This is a genomic window from Bacillus sp. JUb11, assembly GCF_024807925.1.
Lineage (GTDB): Bacteria > Bacillota > Bacilli > Bacillales > Bacillaceae > Bacillus > Bacillus altitudinis.
In genome coordinates this window covers 301,776-327,677 of record NZ_JANUEZ010000002.1, presented here as the reverse complement: position 1 = coordinate 327,677, position 25,902 = coordinate 301,776, and the positions used below count along the sequence as shown (strand labels likewise).

The window sequence follows — 25,902 nt, the reverse complement described above, 5'->3', positions numbered from 1 at the left end:
CTTGCGATGGGACAAGTAGAGGTTTTTTCTATTACTAAGTCAAGCGTTCCTCTGAAAAGACTGGATCATTCGAACAAACAAAGGACAAACCACAATCAACGCTATCATCATCAAAAGTCCATCCGACATGATCTCCACAAATGTTGTCTGAATCACATAAACCGCAAGCAGCAGCAAATAACTCATCAAAAATAACAGACCAGATCGTTTCTTTTGAAATGGCTTCTCTAAAAGAATCAGCATAAACAAACCTGCCATGATGATCAAAAAAGTCATCTCCTATCAAGCCTCCTTTTCATTCATCTCCACATTGTACAGATATTTCACTTGCAACAATATGCTTTATCCTTAAATTAAGTAAGAAGTAATGAATAGATGGGGCGCCACGACTAGTAAAATGACGAACGCTTTCCAAAAAACCGCCAACCAAATCAAAATCACATCTTCCCATTTGAGACGTCCTCATATATAGTAAGATTAGACTAGTTCTAAATAACTGAAATTGGGGCGTTTACATGGATTCGATTGTTTTACATTTTATTGTGATCATGAGTGTTTCTGGCATTCTGTCCGTAATATTATCAATCATTGCTCATGCAAATCGCCATCGGTATATTGGCTGTCAATTGTTTATGTATATGTCTGGAGCAACTGCGATTTATATTTTTGGACATACATTTGAATTATTGGCGCGCACCCCTCAAGAAATTACATTCTGGGTTAGTTTTCAATACATAGGTCTTCCGTTCATTGCACCGTTCAGCCTAATGATTGTGCTGCAGTTTACTGGTTTCCATCAATATGTAACAAAGCGCCGCGTGCTTCTCTTCTTGCTGATTCCAATTTTAACCACCATTCTGGTGTTCACCAACTCTTTTCATTCACTCTTTTACCGAAGCATCACGATGAATACAGTAGACGGGTTTTTATTAGCTGATTTTACCATTGGTTATTGGTATATCATTCATGGGGTCTATACATTTGGCTGTTCTATGCTCGCTATTTTTATGCTGCTTTGGTTTTTACGTGTGAAGAAAGAATATTTGAAACAGGTGCTGATCTTGCTCGTTGGAATATTATTGCCGATCACGACCTCTTTTATCTATTTATTAGGTGTCACGCCTTTTCACATTGACCCAGTACCAGTGGTGATGTTTTTAACCAACGCACTCTACTTATGGGCGATTATGTCTTTTCATCTCTTTAAGCTCTCTCCCATTGCGATGGAGCGTGTGTTTGAACATATGTCAGAAGGTGTTCTTCTATTGGATCGATACCGAACACTGATTGATTATAACCCTGCGGCTGCATTGATCATTCCTGTGCTCGCTAAAAAGGGAATCGGCTATAAAATCGATGATATATTCTCAGGGATCATCAAAGAGCCAGCGTTTATACAGTGGCTGCGTTCTCCGCAGGATCATTCACAGTATGATTTAATGTGGGAAAAAGAGCAGCCCTTCTATTATCATCTCACTGCTTCTTCTCTTTTTAATAGAAGAGGCGAAGTCGAGGGCAGGCAAATTGTGATCAGCGATGTTACGGAGCAGCGACTATTGCAGGAAGAGCTGGAGCGCCGAGCATATATTGATGGTTTGACGAATATCTTCAATCGGTCTTCCTTTATTGAACGAACGCAGATGTTATTGGAAGAGGATGCGCAGGATACTGCGATATTGCTATTTGATATTGATTTCTTTAAACAAATCAATGATACGCATGGACATCATATTGGAGACGAGGCGTTGCGTCATGTTGTGTCCATTTGTCAGCAGCATTTGAAGATGGATGATTTATTTGGCCGATATGGTGGAGAAGAGTTCGCCATTTGTCTACCACATCATTCATTTGAAGAGGCATGTCATATTGCGGAACAGATGAGACATTCATTTGAAGTGAGTTTCTTTCAGACAGATGAGAAAAAAGTAAGAGTGACAGCAAGCTTTGGCGTCGCCCATACAGCGAATGATCCCTCTATATTAGAAACGCTTCTATTTGAGGCAGATCAAGCCTTGTATATGTCAAAACGCCAAGGACGTAATCGGATTTATGCATCAACTGGTTCGGACTATATGCTGTACCAAAAGCAGGATCTTCCGCCTGCTTCTCATTGACTGTTGTCCTTCATTTAGATATGATAAATATAACATTTGAACGGTTTCCTAAAGGGGAGTAGCTTTTACGGTTTGGTCGTCATTACAGAAACATCCGTTGTTTCTCGGCCATTCCGGCATGAACATGTTAGCCAGACCTTTGCCTATCACACATGAGGCAAAGGTCTGGCTTTTTTTAAGATCTTTTTGCATCTGTGTGGTTGGGAGCTGGACAAATGAGGGGTTTCAACATACAGATGAAAGGATGATGGATCTTGAAACAATATGTGATGGCGTTTCTATTTACCGGTACGTTTTTGTTAAGTGGATGTTCAGGACTGTTAGACCAAGTGAACGATACAACGACATATGTCACAGAGGCAAATGAGTATGTGACAGATATTCAGCAATTCACAGAGGATTTTCCACAGCTTGCGGAAGAAGCTGTACAAGATGCTGCCAAAAGAGCAGATTTGACGCAGCAACTGGAATCATTGAAAGCAGACATTCAAGAATTTAATGACCTCACAGCCCCATCAATAGCAGAAGACCTGCATGCACAAATCATAGAGAAAAATAAAGTGCTGTCAGAGGAGATTCAAACCTATTTACAGCAATTGAAAATGGACAACTTCAATGCTGCAGCTATTTTAGAGGATCAACAAGGGCTCATGAAGCAGCTTCAGCAATCGGTCAGCCTTTTGCAAGATATTGAACAACTAACAAACTAGGATAAGCAAACGGTGATCACAGCATATCTTTGCCTTTTCAGGTGAAGATATGCTTTAATTGAATGTAACACAAGTATGATAGAAAAAAGGTGATCAGATGACAGAACAAGAAGAAAGACATATCGCTTCGCCTAGAGCTGAGAAGGAAAAAGAGCAATTAATCAATCGCTTAAAACGAGTGGAAGGTCAAGTGCGAGGGATTCAGCAAATGATTGAAAACGATCGTTACTGCATAGATGTCGTGAATCAAATTTCTGCTGTCAATGCAGCATTAAAAAAAGTGAGTCTTCAATTAATGGAAAAGCATACACATCACTGCGTAGCGGATGCCATTAAGAGCGGTAATGGGGATGAAGCCATTGAGGAGTTAATGAATGTCTTCACGAAGCTGACAAAATCGTAGCAAAAAGCGGATCATTTATGTTTACAATGATACCCTACTAGGGTATAGTAAAAATAGAAAATGATTGATGGAGGCGATGAGAAGTGGAACAAGCAACACTACAAGTGCAAGGCATGTCTTGCGGACATTGTGTGAAAGCAGTCGAAGGAAATGTAGGAGAATTAGCAGGTGTTGAATCTGTGAAAGTCCATTTAGATAAGGGTCAGGTGGAGGTTTCCTTTCACCCAGATCAAATCACGTTACACCAGATCTCTGATGTCATTGAAGAACAGGGATATGATGTCGTATAAAATGAGCATACGTGCTGCATAAGACAGCACGTATTTTTTTAAAAATAACAATACCCCCATGGAGTATGTGGAGAGGTGAGATAAATGAAAAAAGAAATTGATTTTCAAATTACGGGAATGACTTGCGCCGCCTGTGCAGGCCGCATTGAAAAGGGCTTGAACAGGTTGGAAGGTGTGGACGACGCCAGTGTGAACTTTGCGCTTGAAACATCCCACATTGTGTATGAAACAGAACAACTCACAACAGAGGATCTAAAACAAAAAATTCAATCTCTTGGCTATGATGTGGTGATGGAGCAAGCCGAATTTGATATAGAGGGAATGACATGTGCGGCTTGTGCAAACCGAATTGAGAAAAAAGTCAACCGGATGGATGGTATTGATCAAGGATCAGTGAACTTTGCGCTTGAGTCACTTCAGGTGACATATCATCCAGGGAAAGTATCTCCAAGTGACATAAAAGAGGCTGTGAAATCCATTGGGTATTCATTAATTGAACCAGCCGAAGAGCATGCAGAGGAAGGGAAAAAAGACCATCGCCAAGTAGCGATTGAGAAACAAACGGCACGCTTTTTGTTCTCGATGATTTTGTCAATGCCTCTTCTTTGGGCAATGGTCAGTCATTTTTCTTTCACATCGTTTATTTGGCTGCCAGAAGCGTTTATGAATCCATGGGTTCAGCTCGCATTAGCAGCGCCCGTCCAGTTCATTGTCGGCTGGCCTTTTTATGTAGGTGCTTATAAAGCGTTGAAAAATAAAAGTGCCAATATGGATGTCCTTGTGGCACTAGGGACATCGGCTGCTTTTTTCTATAGTTTATATGAAAGTATTCAGTCAGCGGTTCAAGGCACACATGAAGCGGCCCTCTATTATGAAACGAGTGCTGTGCTGATTACGTTGATTGTGCTCGGAAAGTTAATGGAAGCAAGAGCGAAAGGGAGATCATCAGAAGCAATTCAAAAACTGATGGGCTTACAAGCGAAAGAAGCTGTGATAGAGCGAGATGGGAAAGAAATGACCGTTCCTATTTCTGAAGTGAAAGTGAATGATCTTGTGTTCGTCAAGCCAGGTGAAAAAGTCCCGGTAGACGGAGAAATCATCGAAGGAACTACAGCGATCGACGAATCGATGATTACAGGGGAAAGTCTGCCGGTTGATAAAACCACAGGAGATACAGTCATCGGGGCAACCATCAATAAAAATGGATTTGTGAAAGTGAAAGCAACAAAAGTAGGAAAAGAAACGGCTCTTTCACAAATCATTCGAGTCGTCGAACAAGCGCAAGGCTCAAAAGCACCAATTCAAAGAATGGCAGATCAAATTTCAGGGATATTTGTCCCCATTGTTGTAGGATTGGCTGTGCTCACTTTTCTGATTTGGTATATCTTTGTTGATCCAGGAAATGTGACAGCAGCCCTTGAAACCTTTATAGCAGTCATCGTCATCGCATGTCCTTGTGCGCTTGGTCTTGCTACACCGACCTCTATTATGGCAGGCAGCGGCCGGGCAGCTGAATCAGGTATTCTGTTTAAAGGCGGAGAACACTTAGAGGTAACCCAATCACTAGATACAGTAGTGCTAGATAAAACAGGGACTGTGACAAAAGGGGAGCCGAGTCTTACAGATGTGATCGCGTCTGCCAATGCCAATTGGACAGAAGATACGCTGCTTCAGTTAGCAGGATCGGCAGAACAGCAGTCAGAGCATCCACTTGCCAGAGCGATTACAGAAGGCATGAAGAATCGGGGTCTCCAAGCGGTCGAGGTAGAAGCCTTTCAAGCAGATCCTGGTCATGGAATTGAAGCAAGAGCTGCAGGACATGAGCTTTTGATTGGCACACGAAAGCTCCTAAAGAAACATCATATCAGCTGCGAAGCACTAGAAGCAGTTGTGACTGAGCTTGAAGAACAAGGAAAAACGGCGATGCTCATTGCCATTGACGGCGAGCCAGCAGGTATTGTCGCCGTTGCTGATACAATCAAATCGTCTTCTTCTCAAGCGGTCGCTCGTCTCAAAGAGCAAGGGATTCACGTCGTGATGATGACAGGAGATAACAAACGCACAGCAGAAGCGATTGCGAGTGAGGCAGGCATAGATCATGTCATTGCTGAAGTTCTTCCAGAGGAAAAAGCGGCTCATATTGCAGCGCTTCAGAAACAAGGAAAAAAAGTGGCGATGGTTGGAGACGGCATCAATGATGCCCCTGCCCTTGCAACAGCAAATATCGGGATGGCTGTCGGAACAGGTACAGATGTTGCCATGGAAGCGGCAGATATTACGCTCATGACTGGAGATCTCCATGCCATTGCAGATGCACTTGAATTTAGCAGAAAAACGATGAGAAACATTAAACAGAATCTATTTTGGGCACTTGCTTACAATTGTATTGGCATACCAGTCGCCGCATTTGGGTTCCTGGCACCATGGCTTGCAGGAGCGGCAATGGCCTTTAGTTCTGTATCGGTTGTGCTGAACGCACTAAGATTACAGCGATTGAAACCTGTCAGAGAGGGTGTGGCAAAATGAAGCTGAATGTCAAATGGGTGTGGACGTTGAGTGCTGTGATTTATGTAGCCTTTGTACTGATAGGCTATGCGATTTATGTCGAACTTTCTCCTCTTCAAGAGCCGCCAGCTGATCATATGCAACATGAGACTTCATCAGAAGCGAAGTCCTCGCATTCGGTGTCAGTCCTGCGCTTCGGTGCTCGTCCTTTCTAGACTTCAATGGATTTCTTTCACAAAGAGCTAACATAAAGTTCATTTTAGCTCTTCTCAACAACCTGAGACTTCGCCAAAAGCGAAGTCTTTTTTTTTACAATTTTGTGGAAAAACCCACCTTTTAAAAGATTTTTCATAAAAAATTCACTTCTTTTTGTTCCTTTTTGTCGTTTTTTGTAGGTTCATCGTTAAGATGCGATTAGGCAACAAAGAAAGCGTTATCAAAAAAAGGGGGTCCACGTATGAAAAAGTTAGGGTTAGCTTCTCAAATACTCATCGCACTTGTTTTGGGTGTTGTCGTAGGAGCACTATTTTATCAAAATGAAACCGTTATTAATGTGTTAACGCCGATTGGCGATATATTCATCCACTTAATTAAAATGATCGTTCTTCCAATTGTTATTGCTGCATTGATTGTAGCCGTTGCAGGTGTAGGCGATATGAAAACCATCGGAAGACTCGGTGGGAAAACGATTCTTTACTTCGAAATTGTGACAACGATTGCATTAGCAGTTGGACTGCTTGCAGCAAACGTTTTCCATCCTGGTACAGGAATTGATATGAGTAACATGGAGAAAGGCGATATCTCTAAATATGAAGAGACATCTAAGTCTTCTGCCGAAAAAGCTAGTTTCTCTGAAACGATTGTGCATCTTGTGCCAACAAACGTGTTCCAATCCATTGCAGAAGGTGATCTATTACCAACAATCTTCTTTACAGTGTTATTCGGATTAGGAATTGCAGCAGTTGGAGACAAAGGAAAACCAGTGTTAGGATTTTTTGAGGGCATCCTCGAAGCGATGTTCTGGGTGACCAATAAAGTGATGAAGTTTGCACCATTTGGTGTATTCGCGCTCATCAGTGTGACGGTGATCAAATTCGGGGTCGGAGCGCTTCTCCCGCTAGGTAAACTGGTACTTGTCGTTTACGGCACAATGGCATTCTTCGTTATTGTCGTACTTGGCATTATCGCAAAATTAGCTGGAACAAGCGTCTTTACACTATTTAGAGTGTTAAAAGAAGAAATCATTCTTGCATTCTCAACAGCAAGTTCAGAAGCTGTATTGCCTAGATTAATGGACAAAATGGAGAAGTTCGGCTGCCCGAAAGCGATCACGTCGTTCGTTATCCCAACAGGCTATACCTTTAACTTAGATGGAAGTGCCATCTATCAATCCATTGCCGCCATATTTGTTGCACAAATGTACGGCATGCCTCTTTCCATCTATGAGCAAATTACGTTACTATTAATCTTAATGCTCACATCAAAAGGAATGGCTGGTGTACCAGGTGCATCGATCGTTGTTGTGATCACAACACTTGGAGCAATGGGACTTCCACTTGAAGGACTTGCCTTCATCGTTGGGATCGACCGTATCCTTGACATGGTTCGTACAACTGTTAACGTATTTGGTAACTCACTTGCAGCCATTGTCATGTCTAAGTGGGAAAAAGTGTTTGATCAAGAGAAATCGAAGAAGTATATTGAGGAATTAAAACAACAAACAAAAGCAGCGTAAAAGGAGATCTTTTCAAATGACGAAGCTACAGGACAAGCAAGTTCGTATCGAACGAGACTTTCTAGGTGAAAAGGAAGTAGACACTCAAGCGTATTATGGAATTCAAACATTACGTGCAGTAGAGAACTTTCCAATTACTGGCTACCATGTTCATGAGGAACTCATCAAAGCATTAGGGATTGTCAAAAAGGCAGCCGCACTTGCAAATATGGATACAAAGCGACTATATGCTGGTCTTGGAGAAAAAATTGTTCAAGCCGCAGATGAGGTTATTGAAGGAAAATGGAACAATCAATTTATTGTCGATCCAATTCAAGGCGGGGCTGGCACTTCAATGAACATGAATGCCAATGAAGTCATTGCAAACAGAGCGCTTGAACTACTAGGAAAGGAAAAAGGCGCTTATACTGAGCTAAGTCCAAACACGCATGTGAACATGTCGCAGTCAACAAACGACGTTTTCCCAACAGCGATTCATATTTCAACATTGAATATGATTGAAAAACTACTTTATACGATGGAAAACATGCATCAAGTCATGACAGAAAAAGCGCAAGAATTCGATCATGTCATCAAAATGGGACGTACGCATCTTCAGGACGCTGTTCCAATCAGACTTGGTCAAGAGTTTAGTGCATATGCAAAGGTTCTTGCTCGTGATATTAAACGAATCAAGCAGTCTAGACAGCATTTATATGAAGTCAATATGGGCGCAACAGCAGTTGGAACAGGACTGAATGCTGATCCTAAATATATTCGCCAGGTAGTTGGTTATCTAGCTGACATTAGCGGATTGCCGTTAGTTGGAGCAGAAGATTTGGTCGATGCTACGCAAAATACAGATGCTTATACAGAAGTATCAGCTGCACTGAAAGTATGTATGATGAATATGTCCAAAATGGCAAACGATATTCGTTTGATGGCTTCAGGTCCTAGAGCAGGCTTTGGTGAGCTGCACTTGCCGCCGAGACAGCCAGGTTCATCTATCATGCCAGGGAAAGTCAACCCAGTGATGCCTGAGGTCATGAACCAAGTGGCATTCCAAGTCATTGGAAATGACCACACGATCTGCCTTGCATCAGAGGCTGGTCAGCTTGAACTGAACGTCATGGAGCCAGTTTTAATATTCAACTTACTACAGTCTCTCAGCATGATGAAAAATGTATTTGAATCCTTTGTCGATAACTGCTTGCGTGACCTAAAAGCAGATGAATCTAGATTAAAAGAATATGTAGAAAAGAGTGCTGGTGTCATGACGGCGGTCAATCCGCATATTGGTTATGAAGCTGCTGCACGAATTGCGAGAGAAGCGATTCTTACAGGCGTATCTGTACGTGAGCTTTGTCTGCAAAATGATGTGTTATCAGAGGAAGAGCTTGATGTCATCTTAAATCCTTTTGAAATGACGAAACCAGGTATTGCTGGTGCATCACTTTTAGAAAAGGATCGTTTAGAAGATTAAGCGGCATCATGAGAAGCGCACACCGACAAATGTCCGGTGTGCGTTTTTTCATGGACTGTTTGTTTTTCTGAAGCTCACATAGTATACTATCGTCAATTATTAGGGATGTGACTGCGTTTGAATCTACTGAAAAAATGGTTGAATACAGAGCCTTATTTAATTATCATGCTCATTGTTCTGACTCCGATTGGGGGAGAGCTGAAATTTTATCCATTTGAGGATAGCTTTCGGGTCAGCTTTGGAACCGTTGTCTTTTTCTTTATCCTGCTTCAAATGAAAAAATTCCCAGCATGGGCAAGCGGCATCATTGCGGGGGGATCAGTGTTTGCATTCCGGGTGCTTCTTGATACCGCTGTGTCAGGCCACTTAGCGCTGGAAGAGGCCGTTTCTTTAAGATTTCCTTCCCTGCTGTATTACGTCGTCTATGGTACGCTTTTTTATGTATTACAGGTCAGACGTTTCCGTGATAAGCCTTGGCTCATTGGGGCAACAGGGATCATCATGGAACTATGTGCAAGTGTAGTCGAAATGATTGCACTCAGGGGAGCCATTGATGAAATTTTAACAGTGAGAACGCTGTTTCAACTATTTGTACTGGCGATTTTCAGAAGCTTTTTCGTATTGGCTTGTTATACGATGATTCGATTATACGAAGAACAGGCGAGAGAGCGCCAAATGAAGAAGGAAAAGGAACACCTGTTGATGCTGCTGTCAAATCTTTATACGGAATCTACATATTTTTATAAAACCCTTGCACATGCTGAGCACATTACAGCTACTTCATATCAATTGTATCAATCTCTGCATCATGCAAAGGATACGGAATCATTAGATTTGAAAAAACTCGGAAAAACAGCCCTACAAATTGCAGGTGAGGTACACGAAATCAAAAAGGATAATCAGCGGATTTTTTCTGCCTTATCAAAACTGATTCATGAGGAAAACTTTCAGGAGTATGCAAGTCCTGCTCATATCGCTGGACTTGTGATTCGTATCCATGAAAATTACGCGGAATCTCTTAAAAAACAAATCGTTTTTCATTATGATGAAGATGGGCAGCATCCCGCTTATCACGTGTATACCATTCTATCTTTATTAAATAACATTGTATCCAATGCCGTTGAAGCCATTCCGGTGAATGGAGAGGTATCACTATCCATTTTGCGGAAAGAGAATGATGTGATTTTTCAAATCAGTGACAACGGGCCAGGCATTAAAGAGCGTAACCATCATGTGATCTTTAAACCGGGCTTCACTTTAAAATACGACCAAGCCGGGAACCCATCAAGCGGCATCGGTCTTTCCTATGTGAAAGACACAGCCGAGAAGCTTGGCGGAAGTGTTGAAATGAAGAGTATCCCAAATCAACAAACGATTTTCACTTTAACGATACCAATTGATCAAGTCAGCAGAAAAGAGGGGAATGGGAGATGAGATTTTTTATTGTTGATGATGATGAAGCTGTTCGTTCTTCACTGGCACAGCTCATTGAAGATGAAGAGCTTGGCATTGTGGCAGGGGAAGCAGAGGATGGTGCTGAAGTAACAGCGAGCTACTTAAATGATTTGCATATTGATATCTTGTGTATTGATCTTCTGATGCCGGAAAGGGACGGTCTTGAGACGATTCGAGCGATCAAGGATGAATTTCATGGGAAATATTTAATGCTGTCACAGGTAGAAACAAAGGAACTCATCGGCCAGGCATATACACTCGGTGTCGAGTATTATGTGACAAAGCCGATCAATCGAGTAGAGGTCTTAAGTGTGCTCCATCTCATGATTGAGCGGCTGCATTTAGAGCACTCGATTGAAAATATTCAGCATTCGCTCAAATCGGTCATGCAGTTCCAGCAGCGCGGACAGACAAAAACGAAGCAACGCGGGAAAAGTCTTGCAGAGGCAGGTCAGTTTTTGCTCGCGGAGCTTGGGATTGTCGGTGAAAAGGGGTCTAAGGATTTACTAGATATGATTCTTTTCACAGATCAGTATTTAGCGTTACATGCCGATCAGCACGACTCTTTTCCTTCATTAAAAGTGATTTTTACTGGCATCACAGAGGATAAATTAAACGAACCTTTTACATCAGCAGACATCGCAAGAGAAGCAAAAGCAGCGGAACAGCGGGTAAGACGTGCGATCAACCAATCATTGAAACACATCGCCTCGCTCGGGTTAACCGATTTTTCTCACCCAACCTTTGAAAACTATGCATCAAAATTTTTCGATTTTACCATTGTGCGTAAGAAAATGAGTGAACTCACAAAAGAGACAAGTGGAAGAGAAGAGCACACACGTATCAATGTGAAGAAATTTGTACAGGTGCTTTATTACGAGGCAAAACGTATTTTTATGGAAGATTAAAAAGACATGCTCTCTATAAGGAGGGCATGTCTTTTTTTGTGATGGATTGAAGATGCATCTGCAGCACGGAGCGCATGAGCTGAGGCGGTAAACGATGGGGCTGTACGATTCCATTCAATGCAAGCCCATTGATGACCGCATAAAGCCGCTCAGTTTCTAATAAAAGATCGATATGATCTAGCAGTAGCTTATCCTCTTTCAATTTCATTAAGCAAAATTGAACGGTTTGAAAAAGCTCGTCATACATCTTTGCATTGAGCGGCTGTAAATCTGGTTCAGTCAGTGCCTTGACTGTAAAAGCCTGCCACACCTCCATTTCAAATATTCGTTCTTCGTCTAGTGGAAGAACCTGCTCCAATAAAGTGAATACATTTTCCTCTGTTGAACCGTTTAATGGAAGCCTAGCAATTCGCTCCTTCACTCTTTCCTGAATTAAATTCATGGAGAATAGAAACAATTCTTGCTGTGTGGAAAAATAATGACGCATAGAGCCGGCTGAAATGCCAGCTTCTACGGCTATTTTTCGTACAGAAGCGCTTTCCAATCCCTCTTGTTTAATCACTCTCATAGCAGCTTGAGCGACCTTTTGTTTTTGTTTATGGTGATCGACGATTTTTGGCATACGTTGATTTTAGCACAGCTATTGTTTTTTTAACACAGTTGTGTTATTTTTTATTTAATACAATCGTATTAAAAAGGATGTGGGGAAATTGGTCGGTTTATTGATTGTGGCATGTGAAATTGGTTTTTGGCTGTTTATTCTAATGGGCTTAACACTGCGTTATGTGTTTAAACAGAAAAAATGGGGTGCTTTCTTTCTTGTCTGTACGCCGGTTTTAGATCTCATCCTTCTTGCGGCTACTTATATAGATTTAAAGCAAGGGGCTGTGGCGAGCGTCATTCACGGGCTTGCGGCTGTTTATATTGGTGTGAGCCTGGCCTTTGGACATCAAATGGTGAAATGGGCGGATGCCCGGTTTGCTTATCGTTTTGCAGGTGGTCCTAAGCCAAAGGGGAAACCCAAGTACGGGAAGGAGCGGTCTTTGTATGAAATGGTGGGCTGGACGCGTCATTTCATCTCTTATGTCATCGGAGCGGGGCTATTATATGGATTGACCTATCTCATCCAAGCACCAGAACGAACGGAATCTCTGATGCAGCTTGTCAGTGTGTGGGGGATGGTCTTAACCATTGATTTCATCATTAGCATCAGCTACGTCATTTGGCCGAAAAAACACCCGGAAAATATAGCAGGATGACAAAAAAGACAGGCGGATTTACTCCACCTGTCTTTTCTTATGATGACAGTCCTTTATAAATGGTGTCAATATTCCATTTCATCATCTTATAGTAGCTGTCCCCATCTTCACCTTCTTTGCCAATAGAATCCGTAAATACTTTCCCCTTAATCGGAACTCCGGTTTCCTCAGATAGGCTTTCAAGGCTGCGCTTATCTACACTTGTTTCAAGAAAAAGGGCAGGAACTTGATGGTCTTTGACAAAATGAATGATGCGCTTCATTTGTCCAGGTGTTCCTTCACTTTCTGTGTTGATCTCCCAAATGTAGCCGGCTTTCAGTCCATACGCGTCCGCAAAATATTTGAATGCCCCTTCGCTTGTGACAAGGAGTTTTTTGTCTTTTGGGAGTTGATCAAACTTGTCTTTTGCTTCATCGTGAAGCGTTTGAAGCTTTTTGATATAGGTTTCAGCATTTTTCTCGTAATCCTCTTTATGCTCAGGATCTGCTTGAATGAGCGCATCTCTGGCATTTTGCGCATAAAGAATCCCATTCTCGACACTCAGCCATGCGTGTGGGTCCTGCTGGCTTTCAAGCCCTTTTGAAGACAAATGCTTCACTTTGACGCCTTTACTCAGTTCGGCTACAGGTGCATCATCCCCGTCCTTGCCGCTCGATTCAAGCAGTTTTTGAAACCAGCCATTCCCTGTTTCAAGGTTCAAGCCATTAGATAGAACAAGGTCTGCATCCGTCGTATACTGAACATCCTTTGGCAGTGGGTCAAATTCATGTGGGTCTGTACCAATGGGAACAATGCTGTGAATAGAGACATGCTGTCCTCCTACTTCCTTCACAATGTCATAAAGAATGGAGTAGGTCGTGACAACTTTTAATTTACCGTCATCTTTTCCGGAACTTTTTTGCTGAGTAGAACAGCCTGCGATGACCAAAAGGGCAATACATACTGCGGTCAAACGGATTGCTAATACCTTCTTCATATATGTCCTCCTTTTACATAGACGCTTCCTTTTTTAACTGTGTTCGTTTTCGCTTCGATTTTAAGGATCTCCACAATATCCCTTGTTTCGGTGAAAAGATAAAGGCACTGCCGAATAATATGGTCGCGACCAGCACAATGGAAGCACCAGACGACAAGTTATACGTAAAGCTGAGCCCAAGTCCTACAACGGCTGAAACTGCTCCAAAAAAAGCAGATAAATAAATCATGATCCATAGCCGGTCTGTCAATAAATAAGCGGTGGCAGCTGGTGTAATAAGCATTGCAACAACAAGAATAATACCTACAGTTTGCAGGGATGCCACGGTCACTAAGGTCAATAAGGTCATGAGGAAATAATGGATCATGCGATTCGGTAAACCGTAAACGGAAGAAATCACTGGATCAAATGAACTAATGAGCAGTTCTTTGTAGAAAACAATGACAGCCAGCAAAATGAAAATACCGATGCCAAGCGTGATCCACATATCAGATGAACGAACGGCTAGTACGTTTCCGAATAAGATATGATATAAATCGCTGGAACTTTTCAAAAATGTAATCAAAATGATCCCAATGGAAAAAAAAGCAGTGAATACGATCCCGATGGCAGAATCATTTTTAATACGGCTGTTTTGACTGACATATCCGATGCCGATGGCTGTCAGTACACCAGTTAGAACCGCACCAAAGAAAAAGTTAATGCCGAGCATATAAGAGATGGCGACACCTGGAAGTACAGCGTGTGAAATCGCATCTCCCATCAAAGCCATTCCCCGTAAAATGATAAAGCAGCCAATGACGCCGCAGATGATCCCTACCATAACGGATGTAAATAACGCTTTTTGTAAAAACGCATATTCAAAAAGTCCGGTTAAGAATTCCATTACGCGTCTCCTCCTGCTGATTTTAAAAATGGCAGCTGTGTTTCATATGCTTGGAGCATGACCTCAGGACGAAGAATATCATGGACAGGCCCTGCTTTGACCAGCTTCTTATTTAGAAGAACGAGATGGCTGAAGTAATCATCGGCTTTACTTAAGTCATGGTGGACGACCAGAATGGTTTTTCCTTCATCTCGTAATTCCTTCAAAATGCGGATCATCGTTTCTTCACTTGCCATATCAATTCCGACAAATGGTTCATCTAAACAAAAGAGCTGTGCGTTTTGAGCGAGTGCTCGCGCAAGGAAGACACGCTGCTGCTGACCGCCGGATAATTCCCCAATCTGTCTTTTGGCAAAGTCCTGCATCCCGACCTTTTCTAAGCAATGGTACGCATAGGCACGGTCTTCTTTTTTCGGTCGTTTGATCAATCCGAGCTTTGGGTATGTGCCAAGCAGTACGGTATCCAGTACATGGATAGGAAACGTCCAGTCTAGATCATTTCTTTGCGGTACATAGGCGATCTGTTTTCTCACTTGTTTAAAGGGTTGTTCAAAAAAACGAATGTCGCCTTGATCCTTTTCAATTAAATCCAAACATGCTTTCAATAAAGTCGATTTACCAGCACCATTTGGACCAATGATTCCAGTCATTGTTCCTTCCTGTATGGAAAGAGAGACGTTTTCTAGTGCATCCTGTCCGTGGTATGAGACATACAGGCGGTCGATTGTTAAAGCATATGACATCTCTTAAGGCCCCTTTCGATCATCAATTGCGTTTCCTAAAAATATATGCATACATTTAATAATTTTGACTAAAGGATTAAATGATTCTCTAACGCTAATTTGTTTCCTTAAGGAAACTTTTATCTTATTCTAATCGTATGTCCTTCTTTTGTAAAGAGAAATGCTGAATATTCCCATCAAGCGATCGTTTTTATGTTATGCAACGAAGAGGGGACATGAGCATGGATTATTGAAAATTCACGTGACATCCTTGATTACGAAAAATCTCAAACATTTGCTTATAAATGATTGACAGTTTGTAAGAACTCCTCATATAATAAGGGTAATTCAATATATGAATATGTGCTCATATATAATATCTACAGCAGCTGATAGGTTTGATTGAATCAGGGAAGGCTACTTATATAGAAAAAGGTGAGAACATGAAAAAGATGAAGGATGAATACGTATTAAGCGGTCTCGATTGTGGAAACTGTGCACGTAAAATTGAAACAGGTGTCAGCAAACTCGAAGGGGTTGAAGCCTGCTCAATTAATTTTGCGACGGGTACATTAACTGTGACACATGCTGATGCACAAGAAACGATGTCAAAGCGTATTGAAAAAACCGTTCAGTCCATTGAACCTCATGTGAGTGTATCACCAAAAGAAGAAGGACATCACCACGATCACGATCATGGAACAAAGAATTTAAAAACGATTGTACTGAAATTAATTGGTGGTGCAGTCATTGGAACGGCAGCTTATTTTATACCTGACAATGGCTTACTGAAGTTCATCATGTTTTTCGCCGCATATTTACTAGTTGGCGGAGATGTTGTCTTGAAAGCACTGAAAAATATTGTGCGTGGTCAAGTATTTGATGAGAACTTCTTAATGACCATAGCTACAGTTGGTGCTTTTGTGATTCAGCAGTATCCTGAGGCACTGGCAGTCATGCTGTTTTACCAAATTGGAGAACTGTTCCAAGGGGCAGCTGTGAACCACTCTAGAAAATCAATTAGCGAATTAATGAATATCCGTCCAGAATACGCAAACCTCAAAGTGGGGCAAGAAACAAAAAAGGTAAAGCCGGAAGAAGTCAAAGCTGGTGACCGTATTGTCGTCAAACCAGGTGAAAAAATTCCTTTGGATGGACGTGTGATAGACGGTTATTCTCTTGTGGATACCTCTGCACTAACTGGGGAGTCTGTTCCAAGAGATGTGGAAGCAGGAAAAGAAGTGCTTGCTGGATTTGTGAACCAAAACGGCATTCTTGAAATTGAAGTGCAAAAAGAGCTCAGTGAGTCAGCGGTTACGAAGATTTTGGATTTAGTCGAAAATGCAAGCAGCCGTAAAGCGCAGACAGAAAACTTTATCACAAAGTTCGCTAAATATTATACACCTGCTGTGGTCGTGCTAGCTTTATTGCTTGCCTTTGTACCACCGCTTCTCATCCCATCAGCTCAATTGTCTGATTGGGTGTACCGGGCACTTGTCTTTCTTGTCATTTCGTGTCCATGTGCTCTCGTTGTATCCATTCCATTAGGTTTCTTTGGCGGAATTGGTGCCGCATCAAAACGAGGCATTTTAGTGAAAGGCAGTAATTACTTAGAAGCCTTGAACTCTGTTCGCTATGCGGTGTTTGATAAAACAGGTACTTTGACAAAAGGGAACTTTACAGTCACTCATATCGAAGCAGCGAATGAAAAATGGTCAGAAGAGGAATTGCTTTCTTTTGCAGCGCTGGCAGAAGCGCATTCTTCGCATCCGATTGCAGAATCGATTAAGGCGGCTTACGGAGCGTCTCTTGATGAGAGCCAGATCGAATCTTACGAGGATATTGCGGGTCATGGGATCAAAGCGACAATTCGCGGAGCTCATGTATTGGCAGGTAACCATCGCCTTATGGAACGAGAGGGCATTGCTTTTGAAAAAGAAAAACGAAGCGGAACGGTTGTGTATTTAGCAATAGACGGTGAGTTTGCGGGATCGATCTTGATTGCAGATGAAGTAAAAGACGATGCAGTTGAAGCGATATCTTCTCTAAAAGCTGCGGGCATTCAAACCGTGATGCTTACAGGGGATGCTTCGCAAGTAGGAAATGCAGTCGCACAGCAGATCGGCATTGACGAAGTTCACACTGAATTATTGCCACAGGATAAAGTCGCCAAAATCGAAGACATGTATGAGAAAAAAGCATCTCAAGACAAATTATTGTTTGTTGGTGATGGCATAAACGATACGCCGGTTTTGGCAAGAGCGGATATAGGTATTGCCATGGGTGGACTTGGTTCAGATGCAGCAGTTGAAGCGGCTGATATTGTGATTATGACAGATCAGCCATCGAAGGTAGCGGAAGCTATTGCTGTCGCTAAAAGAACGAGAGCCATCGTATGGCAGAATATTGCGTTTGCTCTTGGGGTGAAAGCCGTCTTTCTCATACTTGGTGCATTCGGTATTGCAACGATGTGGGAAGCCGTCTTCTCGGATGTTGGTGTCACTGTACTGGCTGTTTTAAATGCGATGAGGGTCATGAAATAAAATTGTAAGGAAAAATTCATGAATAGCGTCTTTCATAATAGACCCCCTCTTGTTAAAATAGAAGAAGTTGGATAATGGCATTTTCCTGAGCTGTTATCCTTTTTCTTTGTGAAGGAATGAATGAAAAAGATAAGGTAGGTGCTTTTGTGAGTAAAAAAAATAATCAATCTTCATCCATCAAGTTTGCAGTTATATTAACCATCATTGCAGCTCTTCTCATCGGTATTTTCGTTGTGATCGGTAACAACAACAGCCAAGAAGCACAAACAGTCGACAGTAAGCCGTCTATTAAAGGACAGCCTGTCATGGGAGATCAAAAGGCAAAAGTGCAAGTTGTCGAGTTTGGGGATTACAAATGTCCATCATGTAAATCATTTGAGACTGACATTTTCCCAAAATTGAAAGCAGACTACATAGATAATGGCGATGTATCCTTCTCATTTATTAACTTACCACTGCCTGTTCATGGGGACGGTGCGGTATTAGCAGCACTGGCTTCTGAAGAAGTGTGGAAAGAAGATCCGAAAAACTTCTGGGCATTTCATGAAGCGGTCTACAACGCACAACCAGATAGTGAAGCAGAATGGGTAACGCCAGCAAAGCTCACCGAATTGGCGAAGAAGACAACGAAAATTGATACGGACAAGCTGAAAGATAACCTATCAAAGAAAACATATCAGCCACAGCTGAACACAGATGATCAGCTGGTGAATCAATACAAAGTAAATGCAACACCAACTATTTTCATTAACAATAAACAAGTCCAAAACTTTTATGACTATGATGAAATCAAAGAATTAATTGATCAGGAGCTGAAAGGGAAAAAATCATGAAAAATAAACTGATTTACTTATACAGCGCTTGGATCGTCTCAATTGTGGCGACGATGAGCAGCCTGTATTTAAGCGAAGTAAAGAAGTTTATTCCATGTGATATGTGCTGGTTTCAGCGCATTTTCATGTATCCGCTTGTGCTTTTACTTGGAATTGCTACATTCCGTGGCGATGTCAAAGTGAAGTACTACGTTCTCCCTTTGGCCGGGATTGGTGCTTGCTTTTCCATCTATCATTATATGGAACAAAAGATTCCAGGCTTTGCATCGATTCGTCCTTGTCTAAGCGGTATTCCTTGTTCCGTTGATTATCTGAACTGGTTTGGTTTTATCACCATTCCACTCTTAGCTCTCATTGCATTTATTCTGATCATCATTAGTATGCTGCTTTTAAATGCAAAAGAAGATTGAGGAGATAGCCTGCTTTTAAGCAGGCTATTTTTTATTTTTGCAAAAAGATAAAATTTAAAGAAAATTTGTATTGCTTTTCATTTGTGTCAGATATACATTAAGGGGAGAGTGTTAGATGATCAGACAATGGTAAGGAGATAAGCGGAAAATGGCATGGGAAGTGTTAAGTATTATTGGCATTGTGGCATTCGCCATTAGTGGTGCGATTGTCGCAATGGAAGAAGAGTACGATATTCTTGGTGTGTACATTTTAGGGATTGTCACAGCATTTGGCGGGGGAGCGATTCGGAATCTATTAATTGGTCTTCCGGTGTCTGCTTTATGGTCGCAGGGCAAAATGTTTACCATTGCCCTTGTATCCATTACGATCGTGTTCCTATTTCCAAAGCTTTTGCTCAAGCACTGGAGCACGTGGGGGAATTTCTCGGATGCGATCGGTTTAGCAGCCTTTGCGATTCAAGGCGCATTATTTGCTGTACAAAGAGAGCTCCCGCTCAGTGCGGTCATTGTGGCAGCCATTTTGACTGGAAGCGGCGGCGGCATTGTGCGTGATTTATTAGCAGGACGAAAGCCACTTGTGCTAAAAGCAGAGATTTACGCAGTATGGGCAGCCCTTGGCGGCTTACTCGTCGGACTCGGCTTAGCGCAAGGAGAGTTTGCTTTATATCTGCTGTTTGTCATCCTTGTCATATGCAGGGTTTGTTCCTACTTATTCAAATGGCGGCTTCCCGCTAGGTCTTATTTTTTAAATAAAGGGTAAAGAAAAGGGCGATGTCGCTCTTTTTTTTATGTATTATTCGAGCTTGATGTCAGCAGGTCAAACTGTTTTCGTGTAAAATAAAAGTAGGTTCTTTATTCATCATTGGAACAATACACGAGATGAAAATATTGTCATTTGACTGAATATGTAGATTCAGTCTTTTTTTGCCTAGATGGATTGTTATGTGTTGGTTTCGCTTTTTGCGGGATACTAAAAAAACGCTCATGACCGAACGGATGGATCAGAAAGAAATGAACACATCTTTGCATGTAAGCAAAACATGACGGAAAAAATGAAATGGGAGGGACATGTACTAGTGGAGATTTTTTTGGCAGTGCTCGTACTACTAGCACTCATTGCATCATCTAATATTATCAATCGTTTTCTGCCCTTTATTCCAGTTCCATTAATCCAAGTGGGTTTAGGGATATTGGTCGCAGCTTTTCCTTCAGGTTTACATATTTCTTTAAATCCTGAGCTATTCTTCGTTTTATTCATTGCACCGCTGTTATTTAATGATGGGAAGCGTACCCCAAGGGACGAGCTGTGGAAATTAAGAGCGCCCATTCTTCTATTAGCTTTAGGGCTCGTATTTGCGACAGTCATTGTCGCAGGATATACCATCCATTGGATGATTCCAAGCATACCACTTCCAGCTGCATTTGCGCTTGCAGCGATTTTATCACCGACAGATGTAGTGGCTGTAAGTGCCCTTTCCAGCCGTGTGAATATGCCGAAGGGGATCATGAGACTGCTGGAAGGCGAAGGGCTGATGAACGATGCGTCAGGACTTGTTGCTTTTAAATTTGCTATTGCAGCAACGGTTACAGGGGCATTTTCCATTGCAGAGGCATCCTTTAGCTTTGTTCTGATTGCTGCTGGCGGATTATTGACCGGATTTATTCTGTCGTTTTTTATCATTCGTTTCCGCTATTTTCTCCGCCGTTTAGGCATGGACGATGTCACAATGCACATCATCCTGCAAATCCTCACGCCGTTTGTGATTTATTTAGCAGCGGAAGAAATTGGCGTATCTGGCATTTTAGCCGTTGTTGCCGGTGGTGTGACACATGCCATCGAGCAAGACCGAATGGAAGCGAATTTAGCAAAACTGCAAATTGCTTCTTCAAACACGTGGAATATTATTTTATTTATTTTAAATGGCCTTGTTTTCGTTTTACTTGGATTACAAATTCCTGATGTATCGACCGTCATTTTCCAAGATGAAGCCTTTAATAATATGCAGGTCATCAGTTACATTTTAATCATTACATTCTGTCTAATGATTCTCAGATTCCTATGGGTATGGCTGTTCTGGGCAGGGAACTGGAGTGTATCGAAAAAGAAGAACACGAAAAAACCGAAGCTGCGTGCTTCCATGCTGATGACATTCTCTGGTGTTCGTGGTGCTGTTACATTAGCGGGTGCTTTCTCCATCCCGTTTACGCTTGCAGACGGCTCACCATTCCCTGAGCGTCATTTAATTATTTTCCTCGCAGCAGGCGTCATTTTATGTACACTCATTTTAGCGAGTGTGCTACTACCTATTTTATCGGAGAAAAAAGATAAGCAAGTGGATGTGGACTTAGATACAAAGATTCAGCACGCAAAACGGAAGCTGCTGAGAAGTGCCATTAAAACGTTAAAAGAAGGAATGAATGAGGACAATCGAGAAGTATCCCTTGCACTCATCAATGATTTCCGAATGAAGCTACGAAATATTCAGCGGGAACCGTACCAGTTTGGTATGAGAAAACAAGAGAGAAAAATCAGACTGCATGGTATTAAAGCAGAACAGATGAAACTTCAGCAGTTGATTGAGGAAGAGAAAATCGACAAAGAAGAAGCATATGAGCTGCAAGAGAGATTTCATGAGCTGGAAATGCTCTATTCCAACTCCTTTAAAATTCGTTTCTCAAAAGTGAAGTTTCTGCGCTTACTACAATGGCTTCAATTGTGGCACCCGCATCAGCGTATTTCGAGCGGCATATTAGAAAACGAGGAATCGTATAAACAAATCCGCAAGAAAACGGCTGAAGCTGCGGTGGATTCTATTAAGCACCATATGACCGAAGACAATCAACAAACGTGTCATCAAGTCATTGGGTTTTACAATCAAGTGATTTTCCGCTGTGAACATGGTCCTTCTTTCTTCCAGCAAAAGGATCGTACGTTTGACCGGAAGAAGAAAGAGCTTAACTTCCAAGCCGTACAGACGATTCGTAATGAAATCCAAACCTTATATGAAAATGGCGAAATCAATCGTGATATTGCCCATCATTTAAGGGAATATATCAATGACATGGAAGCAGTCTTACTGACCAATACATGATGTTGTCAACTTCTCCCCTTTGTTTTATGATGAAAAAAAGAGACGAGCAGGGGGAGAGGCAGGATGACATATTACGGAGCGATTGAAGCTGGGGGGACAAAGTTCTGTTGTGCCATTGGCAATGAGCATGGGGATATCATAGAGGAATTAACCATTCCAACAGAGCACCCGGAAAAAACCATCCAATCACTTATTCCATTTTTTCAGCAACATGAAATTGCAGCATTAGGGGTCGGTTCCTTTGGACCGATTTGTGTCCAGAAAGACGATCCTTCTTACGGTTACATCATGAATACGCCGAAAGTTGAATGGAAGCATTACCCGTTGATACCTGAGCTGGAGAAACAACTAGGTGTACCGGTGTCCTTTACGACAGATGTCAATGCCGCAGCATTAGGTGAACTGACAAAAGGGGCCGCCAAAGGGCTAAGCAGCTGTCTGTATATCACGGTCGGTACGGGGATTGGTGCCGGGGCTGTTGTGAAAAATGAGCTTCTCCACGGTCACTCACATCCAGAAATGGGACACATCCTGGTCAGGCAGCATGAATCAGATCAGTTTGCAGGTGTCTGCCCGGCGCATGGTACTTGCTTAGAAGGACTGGCGGCAGGACCATCTATTGAGGCAAGGTGGGGAAAGCCGGCTAAAGAGCTTACCGAAGAAGAAGAAGTTTGGTCTCTTGAAGCAGATTATTTAGCACAGGCATTAATGCAATACACGCTGATATTAAGCCCAGAACGCATCATCATGGGTGGAGGCGTCATGAAGCAAAAACAGCTATTTCCGCTCATTCGAGAGAAGCTGGCTGCGTATGTCAATGATTATGTCGACATGCCGCCGCTTGATACATACATTGTCTCTCCTGGACTTGAGGACAAGGCAGGTATGACAGGTGCTTTGCTACTAGCGATTGAAGCGAAGAGAAACGCCTGATAATAGAGTTTTCAAACGCAACATGAGATAATGAAAAAGATGGAATCTATGAAAAGGTGGTTGTTAACATGGTCAAAAGCTTGAATGATACCGTAACACTAAATAACGGAGTAGAAATGCCATGGTTTGGTTTAGGTGTATTCAAAGTGGAGGACGGCAACCAAGTGGTTGATGCCGTAAAAGCAGCCATACGAAACGGTTATCGCAGCATTGATACGGCTGCCGTTTATAAAAACGAGACAGGCGTAGGGAAAGCCATTAAAGAATCTGGCGTAAAAAGAGAAGAATTGTTCATTACGTCAAAAGTATGGAACACAGATCAAGGATATGACAAAGCACTCGCTGCATGCGACGCAAGCTTAAACCGGCTCGGTCTTGATTACTTAGACCTCTATTTGATTCATTGGCCTGGACCAAATGCAGATACATTTAAAGAGACATGGCGTGCGCTTGAGAAGCTTTATAAAGATGGAAAAGTAAGAGCGATTGGTGTCAGCAACTTCTACGTGCAGCATTTAGAAGAGCTGTTAAAAGATGCGGAGGTTGTTCCAGCGGTGAATCAAGTGGAGTTTCATCCAAAACTGACACTTGTAGAATTACGACAATATGCGAAAGAAAAAGGCATTCAAATTGAAGCATGGTCTCCGCTGATGCAAGGAAAGCTTTTGGATCATGACGTATTAAAGGAAATTGCAGCACAATACAACAAATCTGTGGCTCAAGTGATCTTGCGTTGGGATCTGCAAAGCGGCGTTGTCACCATTCCAAAATCAATCAATGAAGATCGCATTAAACAAAATGCCGACATTTTTGACTTCGAGCTTTCACAAGAAGACATGGAAAAAATCAATGCACTTAATAATAACGAACGTGTCGGGTCTAATCCAGAAACGATGACGGTAGGGTTTGAATAAATAAAAAATCCCCTCAGCGTGTAGACAAACCCTCGCATATTTTGTCAGTACGTGCTGGTGCTCACGAATGTCAAATTCGCTCTGCGCCAGTACTCGTCCTTCCTAGACTAGCAAAGGTTTTCTATCACGCTGAAAAGAAGACAAAGGGCTAAAATCAAGTTCATTTTGGCCCTTTGTCAACAATCTGAATCCCTTTCTCTTTTTGAGAAGGGGATTTTTTAATTCCTGCTTCGGCGCACAGCCAACAGCATGAGGAAAGACAGGATCACAATACAAATCGTCCAAGCCCACGCAAGTTCCATTCGTCCAGAATCAATCGCCACATAGATGGCTGTTGGGAGGGTTTGCGTTTTCCCAGGAATGTTGCCAGCGAACATTAAAGTCGCTCCAAATTCCCCTAACGCCCTTGCGAAACTTAAAACTGCACCAGAGAGAAGAGATGGCAGTGCGAGTGGGACGGTAATATAGGCAAAGACCTGGAAAGAACGCGCACCATCAACTTTTGCAGCACCTTCAATGTCTGACTCAATCGTAGAAAATCCAGCTTTCGCTGATTGATACATGAGCGGGAATGCGACAACTGTCGATGCAATGACCGCTGCCCAATAAGTGAAGATGACAGGCTGATGGAAGATCCATTCAATCGCTTGTCCAATCACGCTGTTCTTCCCGAACGCAACGAGCAGCAGAAATCCTACGACCGTTGGCGGAAGGACAAGCGGCATCATGAGGAGCGTTTCCACGATCATTTTTCCTTTGAAAGATGTACGCGCCATCCAAAAACCAATGGACGTTCCTAAAACGACAGCCAATAATCCACTGAAAGCAGCCACTTGTACGGACAGCCAGATAGGTGAAAGAAAATCTTCGGTCAGCATCGGCATTATTTCACTTGAAAGCCGTACTTTTTAAAAATCGCTGCGGCTGGATCTGATTGGATATATTGAAAAAATGCTTTCGCCTCTTTCATGTGATCGGTCTGTTTAACAATGCCAACAGGATAAATGATGGGGGAATGCATGTCTTGATTTGCCTCATCTACTATCTTTACTTTGCGAGAAACGAGCGCGTCCGTCTTATACACGACACCAGCTTCCACATTTCCTGTTTCGACATAGTTTAATACTTGACGAACATCCTTGCCATAGACAGCGTTCTGTTTCACTTGATCCCATATATTCAGTTTTGTGAAAATCTCTTTTGCATATGTACCAGCAGGAACAGATTCAGGTGTGCCAAGCGCTATCTTTCCTTTTATGTGATCAACATCGCGAAAGGTTTTGATAGAAGAGGAACCTTCTTTTGGCACGATGAGGACAAGCTCATTTTGTATGACATCCTTTGCATGATCCTGATCAATGTCGCCAGATTGAACAAGGTCATCAAAAGGCTCTTCAGCTGCTGAGAAGAAGAGATCCGCTTTTGCTCCTTGAGCGATTTGCTGTTTCAATGCGCCGGATGACCCGAAATTATTCGTGAGTGTCACGTTTGGATGATCATCTTCATAGGCAGATTCAATCTCTTTCAAAGCATCCTGCAGGCTTGCCGCCGCTGAAATCACAAGTTCTGTCTTTTTGCTTTGATCTGGTGACGTCGACTCCGTTTGACACCCAGTCAGGAGCAAACAGATGGCGACGAAGGTTAAGAATAAATATTTCATGATCACACCTCTTTATCATTCAACATCATGTGTATCCTTTATTATAATCAAACTTATTTGACCATTCATAGGCTTTCAGGAAAAGAGAAAAG

25 protein-coding genes are annotated in these 25,902 nt (G+C 42.2%); 18 read left to right on the top strand and 7 right to left on the bottom strand.

All coding sequences use genetic code 11. The annotated features are described in order from the left end of the window. Positions 1-39: 39 nt before the first annotated feature. A complete protein-coding gene (locus M2369_RS04890; RefSeq protein WP_259253507.1) occupies positions 40-276 on the bottom strand; it encodes a hypothetical protein in 237 nt (78 codons plus the stop codon). 239 nt (positions 277-515) lie between these two features. Here M2369_RS04890 and M2369_RS04885 point away from each other — a divergent pair, with 239 nt between their 5' ends. The 10 genes from M2369_RS04885 (at position 516) to M2369_RS04840 (ending at position 11,582) form a co-directional block, all read left to right on the top strand. Next, the gene (locus tag M2369_RS04885; RefSeq protein ID WP_058336929.1) at positions 516-2,114 is read left to right on the top strand and encodes a histidine kinase N-terminal 7TM domain-containing diguanylate cyclase; all 1,599 of its coding nucleotides are present in this window, start codon (positions 516-518) and stop codon (positions 2,112-2,114) included. Positions 2,115-2,368: 254 nt separating this feature from the next. After that, entirely contained in the window at positions 2,369-2,824 is a 456-nt protein-coding gene (locus M2369_RS04880) for a DUF6376 family protein (RefSeq protein ID WP_041507774.1), read from the top strand. 97 nt (positions 2,825-2,921) lie between these two features. Continuing rightward, positions 2,922-3,227, top strand: coding sequence for a metal-sensing transcriptional repressor (locus M2369_RS04875; protein ID WP_008347647.1), 306 nt, complete (start codon positions 2,922-2,924; stop codon positions 3,225-3,227). Between the two features lie 83 nt (positions 3,228-3,310). After that, positions 3,311-3,517 (top strand): copper chaperone CopZ, encoded by a 207-nt coding sequence (copZ, locus tag M2369_RS04870; RefSeq protein ID WP_017368060.1) that lies wholly within the window; start codon positions 3,311-3,313, stop codon positions 3,515-3,517. 84 nt (positions 3,518-3,601) lie between these two features. Further along, entirely contained in the window at positions 3,602-6,043 is a 2,442-nt protein-coding gene (locus M2369_RS04865) for a heavy metal translocating P-type ATPase (RefSeq protein ID WP_173408266.1), read from the top strand. Further along, on the top strand, positions 6,040-6,237 hold the full coding sequence (locus M2369_RS04860) for a hypothetical protein (RefSeq protein WP_056702742.1): 198 nt from the start codon (positions 6,040-6,042) through the stop codon (positions 6,235-6,237). The genes M2369_RS04865 and M2369_RS04860 overlap by 4 nt, the downstream gene beginning before the upstream one ends. A 242-nt stretch (positions 6,238-6,479) precedes the next feature. After that, complete coding sequence (locus M2369_RS04855; protein ID WP_007500222.1) at positions 6,480-7,757, top strand: cation:dicarboxylate symporter family transporter; 1,278 nt, start codon at positions 6,480-6,482, stop codon at positions 7,755-7,757. 16 nt (positions 7,758-7,773) lie between these two features. Further along, positions 7,774-9,219: an aspartate ammonia-lyase gene (gene aspA, locus M2369_RS04850; RefSeq protein ID WP_035701391.1), complete on the top strand. Its 1,446-nt coding sequence runs from the start codon at positions 7,774-7,776 to the stop codon at positions 9,217-9,219. 117 nt (positions 9,220-9,336) lie between these two features. After that, positions 9,337-10,653: an ATP-binding protein gene (locus tag M2369_RS04845; protein WP_259253497.1), complete on the top strand. Its 1,317-nt coding sequence runs from the start codon at positions 9,337-9,339 to the stop codon at positions 10,651-10,653. Continuing rightward, positions 10,650-11,582 (top strand): response regulator, encoded by a 933-nt coding sequence (locus M2369_RS04840; RefSeq protein WP_039168273.1) that lies wholly within the window; start codon positions 10,650-10,652, stop codon positions 11,580-11,582. Before M2369_RS04845 ends, M2369_RS04840 begins: the two co-directional genes overlap by 4 nt. 13 nt (positions 11,583-11,595) lie before the next feature. Here the strand turns inward: M2369_RS04840 and M2369_RS04835 are convergent, their stop codons facing one another. Next, positions 11,596-12,204 (bottom strand): TetR/AcrR family transcriptional regulator, encoded by a 609-nt coding sequence (locus M2369_RS04835; protein WP_039168270.1) that lies wholly within the window; start codon positions 12,202-12,204, stop codon positions 11,596-11,598. 88 nt (positions 12,205-12,292) lie between these two features. Between M2369_RS04835 and M2369_RS04830 the strand changes: the two genes are divergently transcribed. After that, entirely contained in the window at positions 12,293-12,841 is a 549-nt protein-coding gene (locus tag M2369_RS04830; protein WP_017368056.1) for a hypothetical protein, read from the top strand. Positions 12,842-12,878: 37 nt separating this feature from the next. Here the strand turns inward: M2369_RS04830 and M2369_RS04825 are convergent, their stop codons facing one another. The 3 genes from M2369_RS04825 to M2369_RS04815 are packed head-to-tail and all read right to left on the bottom strand — an operon-like array spanning position 12,879 to position 15,446. Then, entirely contained in the window at positions 12,879-13,817 is a 939-nt protein-coding gene (locus M2369_RS04825) for a metal ABC transporter substrate-binding protein (RefSeq protein WP_039168265.1), read from the bottom strand. 13 nt (positions 13,818-13,830) lie between these two features. Then, entirely contained in the window at positions 13,831-14,703 is an 873-nt protein-coding gene (locus M2369_RS04820; protein ID WP_007500236.1) for a metal ABC transporter permease, read from the bottom strand. Continuing rightward, positions 14,703-15,446, bottom strand: a complete 744-nt coding sequence (locus M2369_RS04815; RefSeq protein ID WP_019743627.1) for a metal ABC transporter ATP-binding protein — start codon at positions 15,444-15,446, stop codon at positions 14,703-14,705. The genes M2369_RS04820 and M2369_RS04815 overlap by 1 nt, the downstream gene beginning before the upstream one ends. A 422-nt stretch (positions 15,447-15,868) precedes the next feature. Here M2369_RS04815 and M2369_RS04810 point away from each other — a divergent pair, with 422 nt between their 5' ends. From M2369_RS04810 to M2369_RS04780, 7 genes are all read left to right on the top strand, one after another. Beyond that, complete coding sequence (locus M2369_RS04810; protein ID WP_310503959.1) at positions 15,869-17,968, top strand: heavy metal translocating P-type ATPase; 2,100 nt, start codon at positions 15,869-15,871, stop codon at positions 17,966-17,968. Positions 17,969-18,114: 146 nt separating this feature from the next. After that, complete coding sequence (locus M2369_RS04805) at positions 18,115-18,801, top strand: DsbA family protein (protein WP_017359241.1); 687 nt, start codon at positions 18,115-18,117, stop codon at positions 18,799-18,801. After that, positions 18,798-19,211: a disulfide oxidoreductase gene (locus tag M2369_RS04800; protein ID WP_007500241.1), complete on the top strand. Its 414-nt coding sequence runs from the start codon at positions 18,798-18,800 to the stop codon at positions 19,209-19,211. Before M2369_RS04805 ends, M2369_RS04800 begins: the two co-directional genes overlap by 4 nt. Before the next feature lie 148 nt (positions 19,212-19,359). Beyond that, the gene (locus tag M2369_RS04795) at positions 19,360-19,971 is read left to right on the top strand and encodes a trimeric intracellular cation channel family protein (RefSeq protein ID WP_041507768.1); all 612 of its coding nucleotides are present in this window, start codon (positions 19,360-19,362) and stop codon (positions 19,969-19,971) included. Between the two features lie 316 nt (positions 19,972-20,287). Further along, positions 20,288-22,303 (top strand): Na+/H+ antiporter, encoded by a 2,016-nt coding sequence (locus M2369_RS04790; RefSeq protein WP_193803847.1) that lies wholly within the window; start codon positions 20,288-20,290, stop codon positions 22,301-22,303. Between the two features lie 63 nt (positions 22,304-22,366). After that, entirely contained in the window at positions 22,367-23,236 is an 870-nt protein-coding gene (locus M2369_RS04785; protein WP_041091905.1) for an ROK family protein, read from the top strand. A 68-nt stretch (positions 23,237-23,304) separates the two neighbouring features. Beyond that, a complete protein-coding gene (locus M2369_RS04780; RefSeq protein ID WP_041507765.1) occupies positions 23,305-24,150 on the top strand; it encodes an aldo/keto reductase in 846 nt (281 codons plus the stop codon). 218 nt (positions 24,151-24,368) lie between these two features. Here M2369_RS04780 and modB read toward each other — a convergent pair whose 3' ends face one another. Both modB and modA read right to left on the bottom strand, forming a co-directional pair. After that, the gene (gene modB / locus M2369_RS04775; protein ID WP_024719810.1) at positions 24,369-25,034 is read right to left on the bottom strand and encodes a molybdate ABC transporter permease subunit; all 666 of its coding nucleotides are present in this window, start codon (positions 25,032-25,034) and stop codon (positions 24,369-24,371) included. Continuing rightward, complete coding sequence (modA, locus tag M2369_RS04770; RefSeq protein WP_259253466.1) at positions 25,034-25,810, bottom strand: molybdate ABC transporter substrate-binding protein; 777 nt, start codon at positions 25,808-25,810, stop codon at positions 25,034-25,036. Before modA ends, modB begins: the two co-directional genes overlap by 1 nt. Positions 25,811-25,902: the final 92 nt, after the last annotated feature.

Bases quoted from the DNA above. Each gene is read 5' to 3' on its own strand.
- M2369_RS04890 (WP_259253507.1), bottom strand. From the start codon at position 276: ATGACTTTTTTGATCATCATGGCAGGTTTGTTTATGCTGATTCTTTTA.
- M2369_RS04885 (WP_058336929.1), top strand. From the start codon at position 516: ATGGATTCGATTGTTTTACATTTTATTGTGATCATGAGTGTTTCTGGC.
- M2369_RS04875 (WP_008347647.1), top strand. From the start codon at position 2,922: ATGACAGAACAAGAAGAAAGACATATCGCTTCGCCTAGAGCTGAGAAG.
- M2369_RS04865 (WP_173408266.1), top strand. From the start codon at position 3,602: ATGAAAAAAGAAATTGATTTTCAAATTACGGGAATGACTTGCGCCGCC.
- M2369_RS04860 (WP_056702742.1), top strand. From the start codon at position 6,040: ATGAAGCTGAATGTCAAATGGGTGTGGACGTTGAGTGCTGTGATTTAT.
- M2369_RS04855 (WP_007500222.1), top strand. From the start codon at position 6,480: ATGAAAAAGTTAGGGTTAGCTTCTCAAATACTCATCGCACTTGTTTTG.
- aspA (WP_035701391.1), top strand. From the start codon at position 7,774: ATGACGAAGCTACAGGACAAGCAAGTTCGTATCGAACGAGACTTTCTA.
- M2369_RS04840 (WP_039168273.1), top strand. From the start codon at position 10,650: ATGAGATTTTTTATTGTTGATGATGATGAAGCTGTTCGTTCTTCACTG.
- M2369_RS04835 (WP_039168270.1), bottom strand. From the start codon at position 12,204: ATGCCAAAAATCGTCGATCACCATAAACAAAAACAAAAGGTCGCTCAA.
- M2369_RS04825 (WP_039168265.1), bottom strand. From the start codon at position 13,817: ATGAAGAAGGTATTAGCAATCCGTTTGACCGCAGTATGTATTGCCCTT.
- M2369_RS04820 (WP_007500236.1), bottom strand. From the start codon at position 14,703: ATGGAATTCTTAACCGGACTTTTTGAATATGCGTTTTTACAAAAAGCG.
- M2369_RS04815 (WP_019743627.1), bottom strand. From the start codon at position 15,446: ATGTCATATGCTTTAACAATCGACCGCCTGTATGTCTCATACCACGGA.
- M2369_RS04810 (WP_310503959.1), top strand. From the start codon at position 15,869: ATGAAAAAGATGAAGGATGAATACGTATTAAGCGGTCTCGATTGTGGA.
- M2369_RS04800 (WP_007500241.1), top strand. From the start codon at position 18,798: ATGAAAAATAAACTGATTTACTTATACAGCGCTTGGATCGTCTCAATT.
- M2369_RS04795 (WP_041507768.1), top strand. From the start codon at position 19,360: ATGGCATGGGAAGTGTTAAGTATTATTGGCATTGTGGCATTCGCCATT.
- M2369_RS04785 (WP_041091905.1), top strand. From the start codon at position 22,367: ATGACATATTACGGAGCGATTGAAGCTGGGGGGACAAAGTTCTGTTGT.
- M2369_RS04780 (WP_041507765.1), top strand. From the start codon at position 23,305: ATGGTCAAAAGCTTGAATGATACCGTAACACTAAATAACGGAGTAGAA.
- modB (WP_024719810.1), bottom strand. From the start codon at position 25,034: ATGCCGATGCTGACCGAAGATTTTCTTTCACCTATCTGGCTGTCCGTA.
- modA (WP_259253466.1), bottom strand. From the start codon at position 25,810: ATGAAATATTTATTCTTAACCTTCGTCGCCATCTGTTTGCTCCTGACT.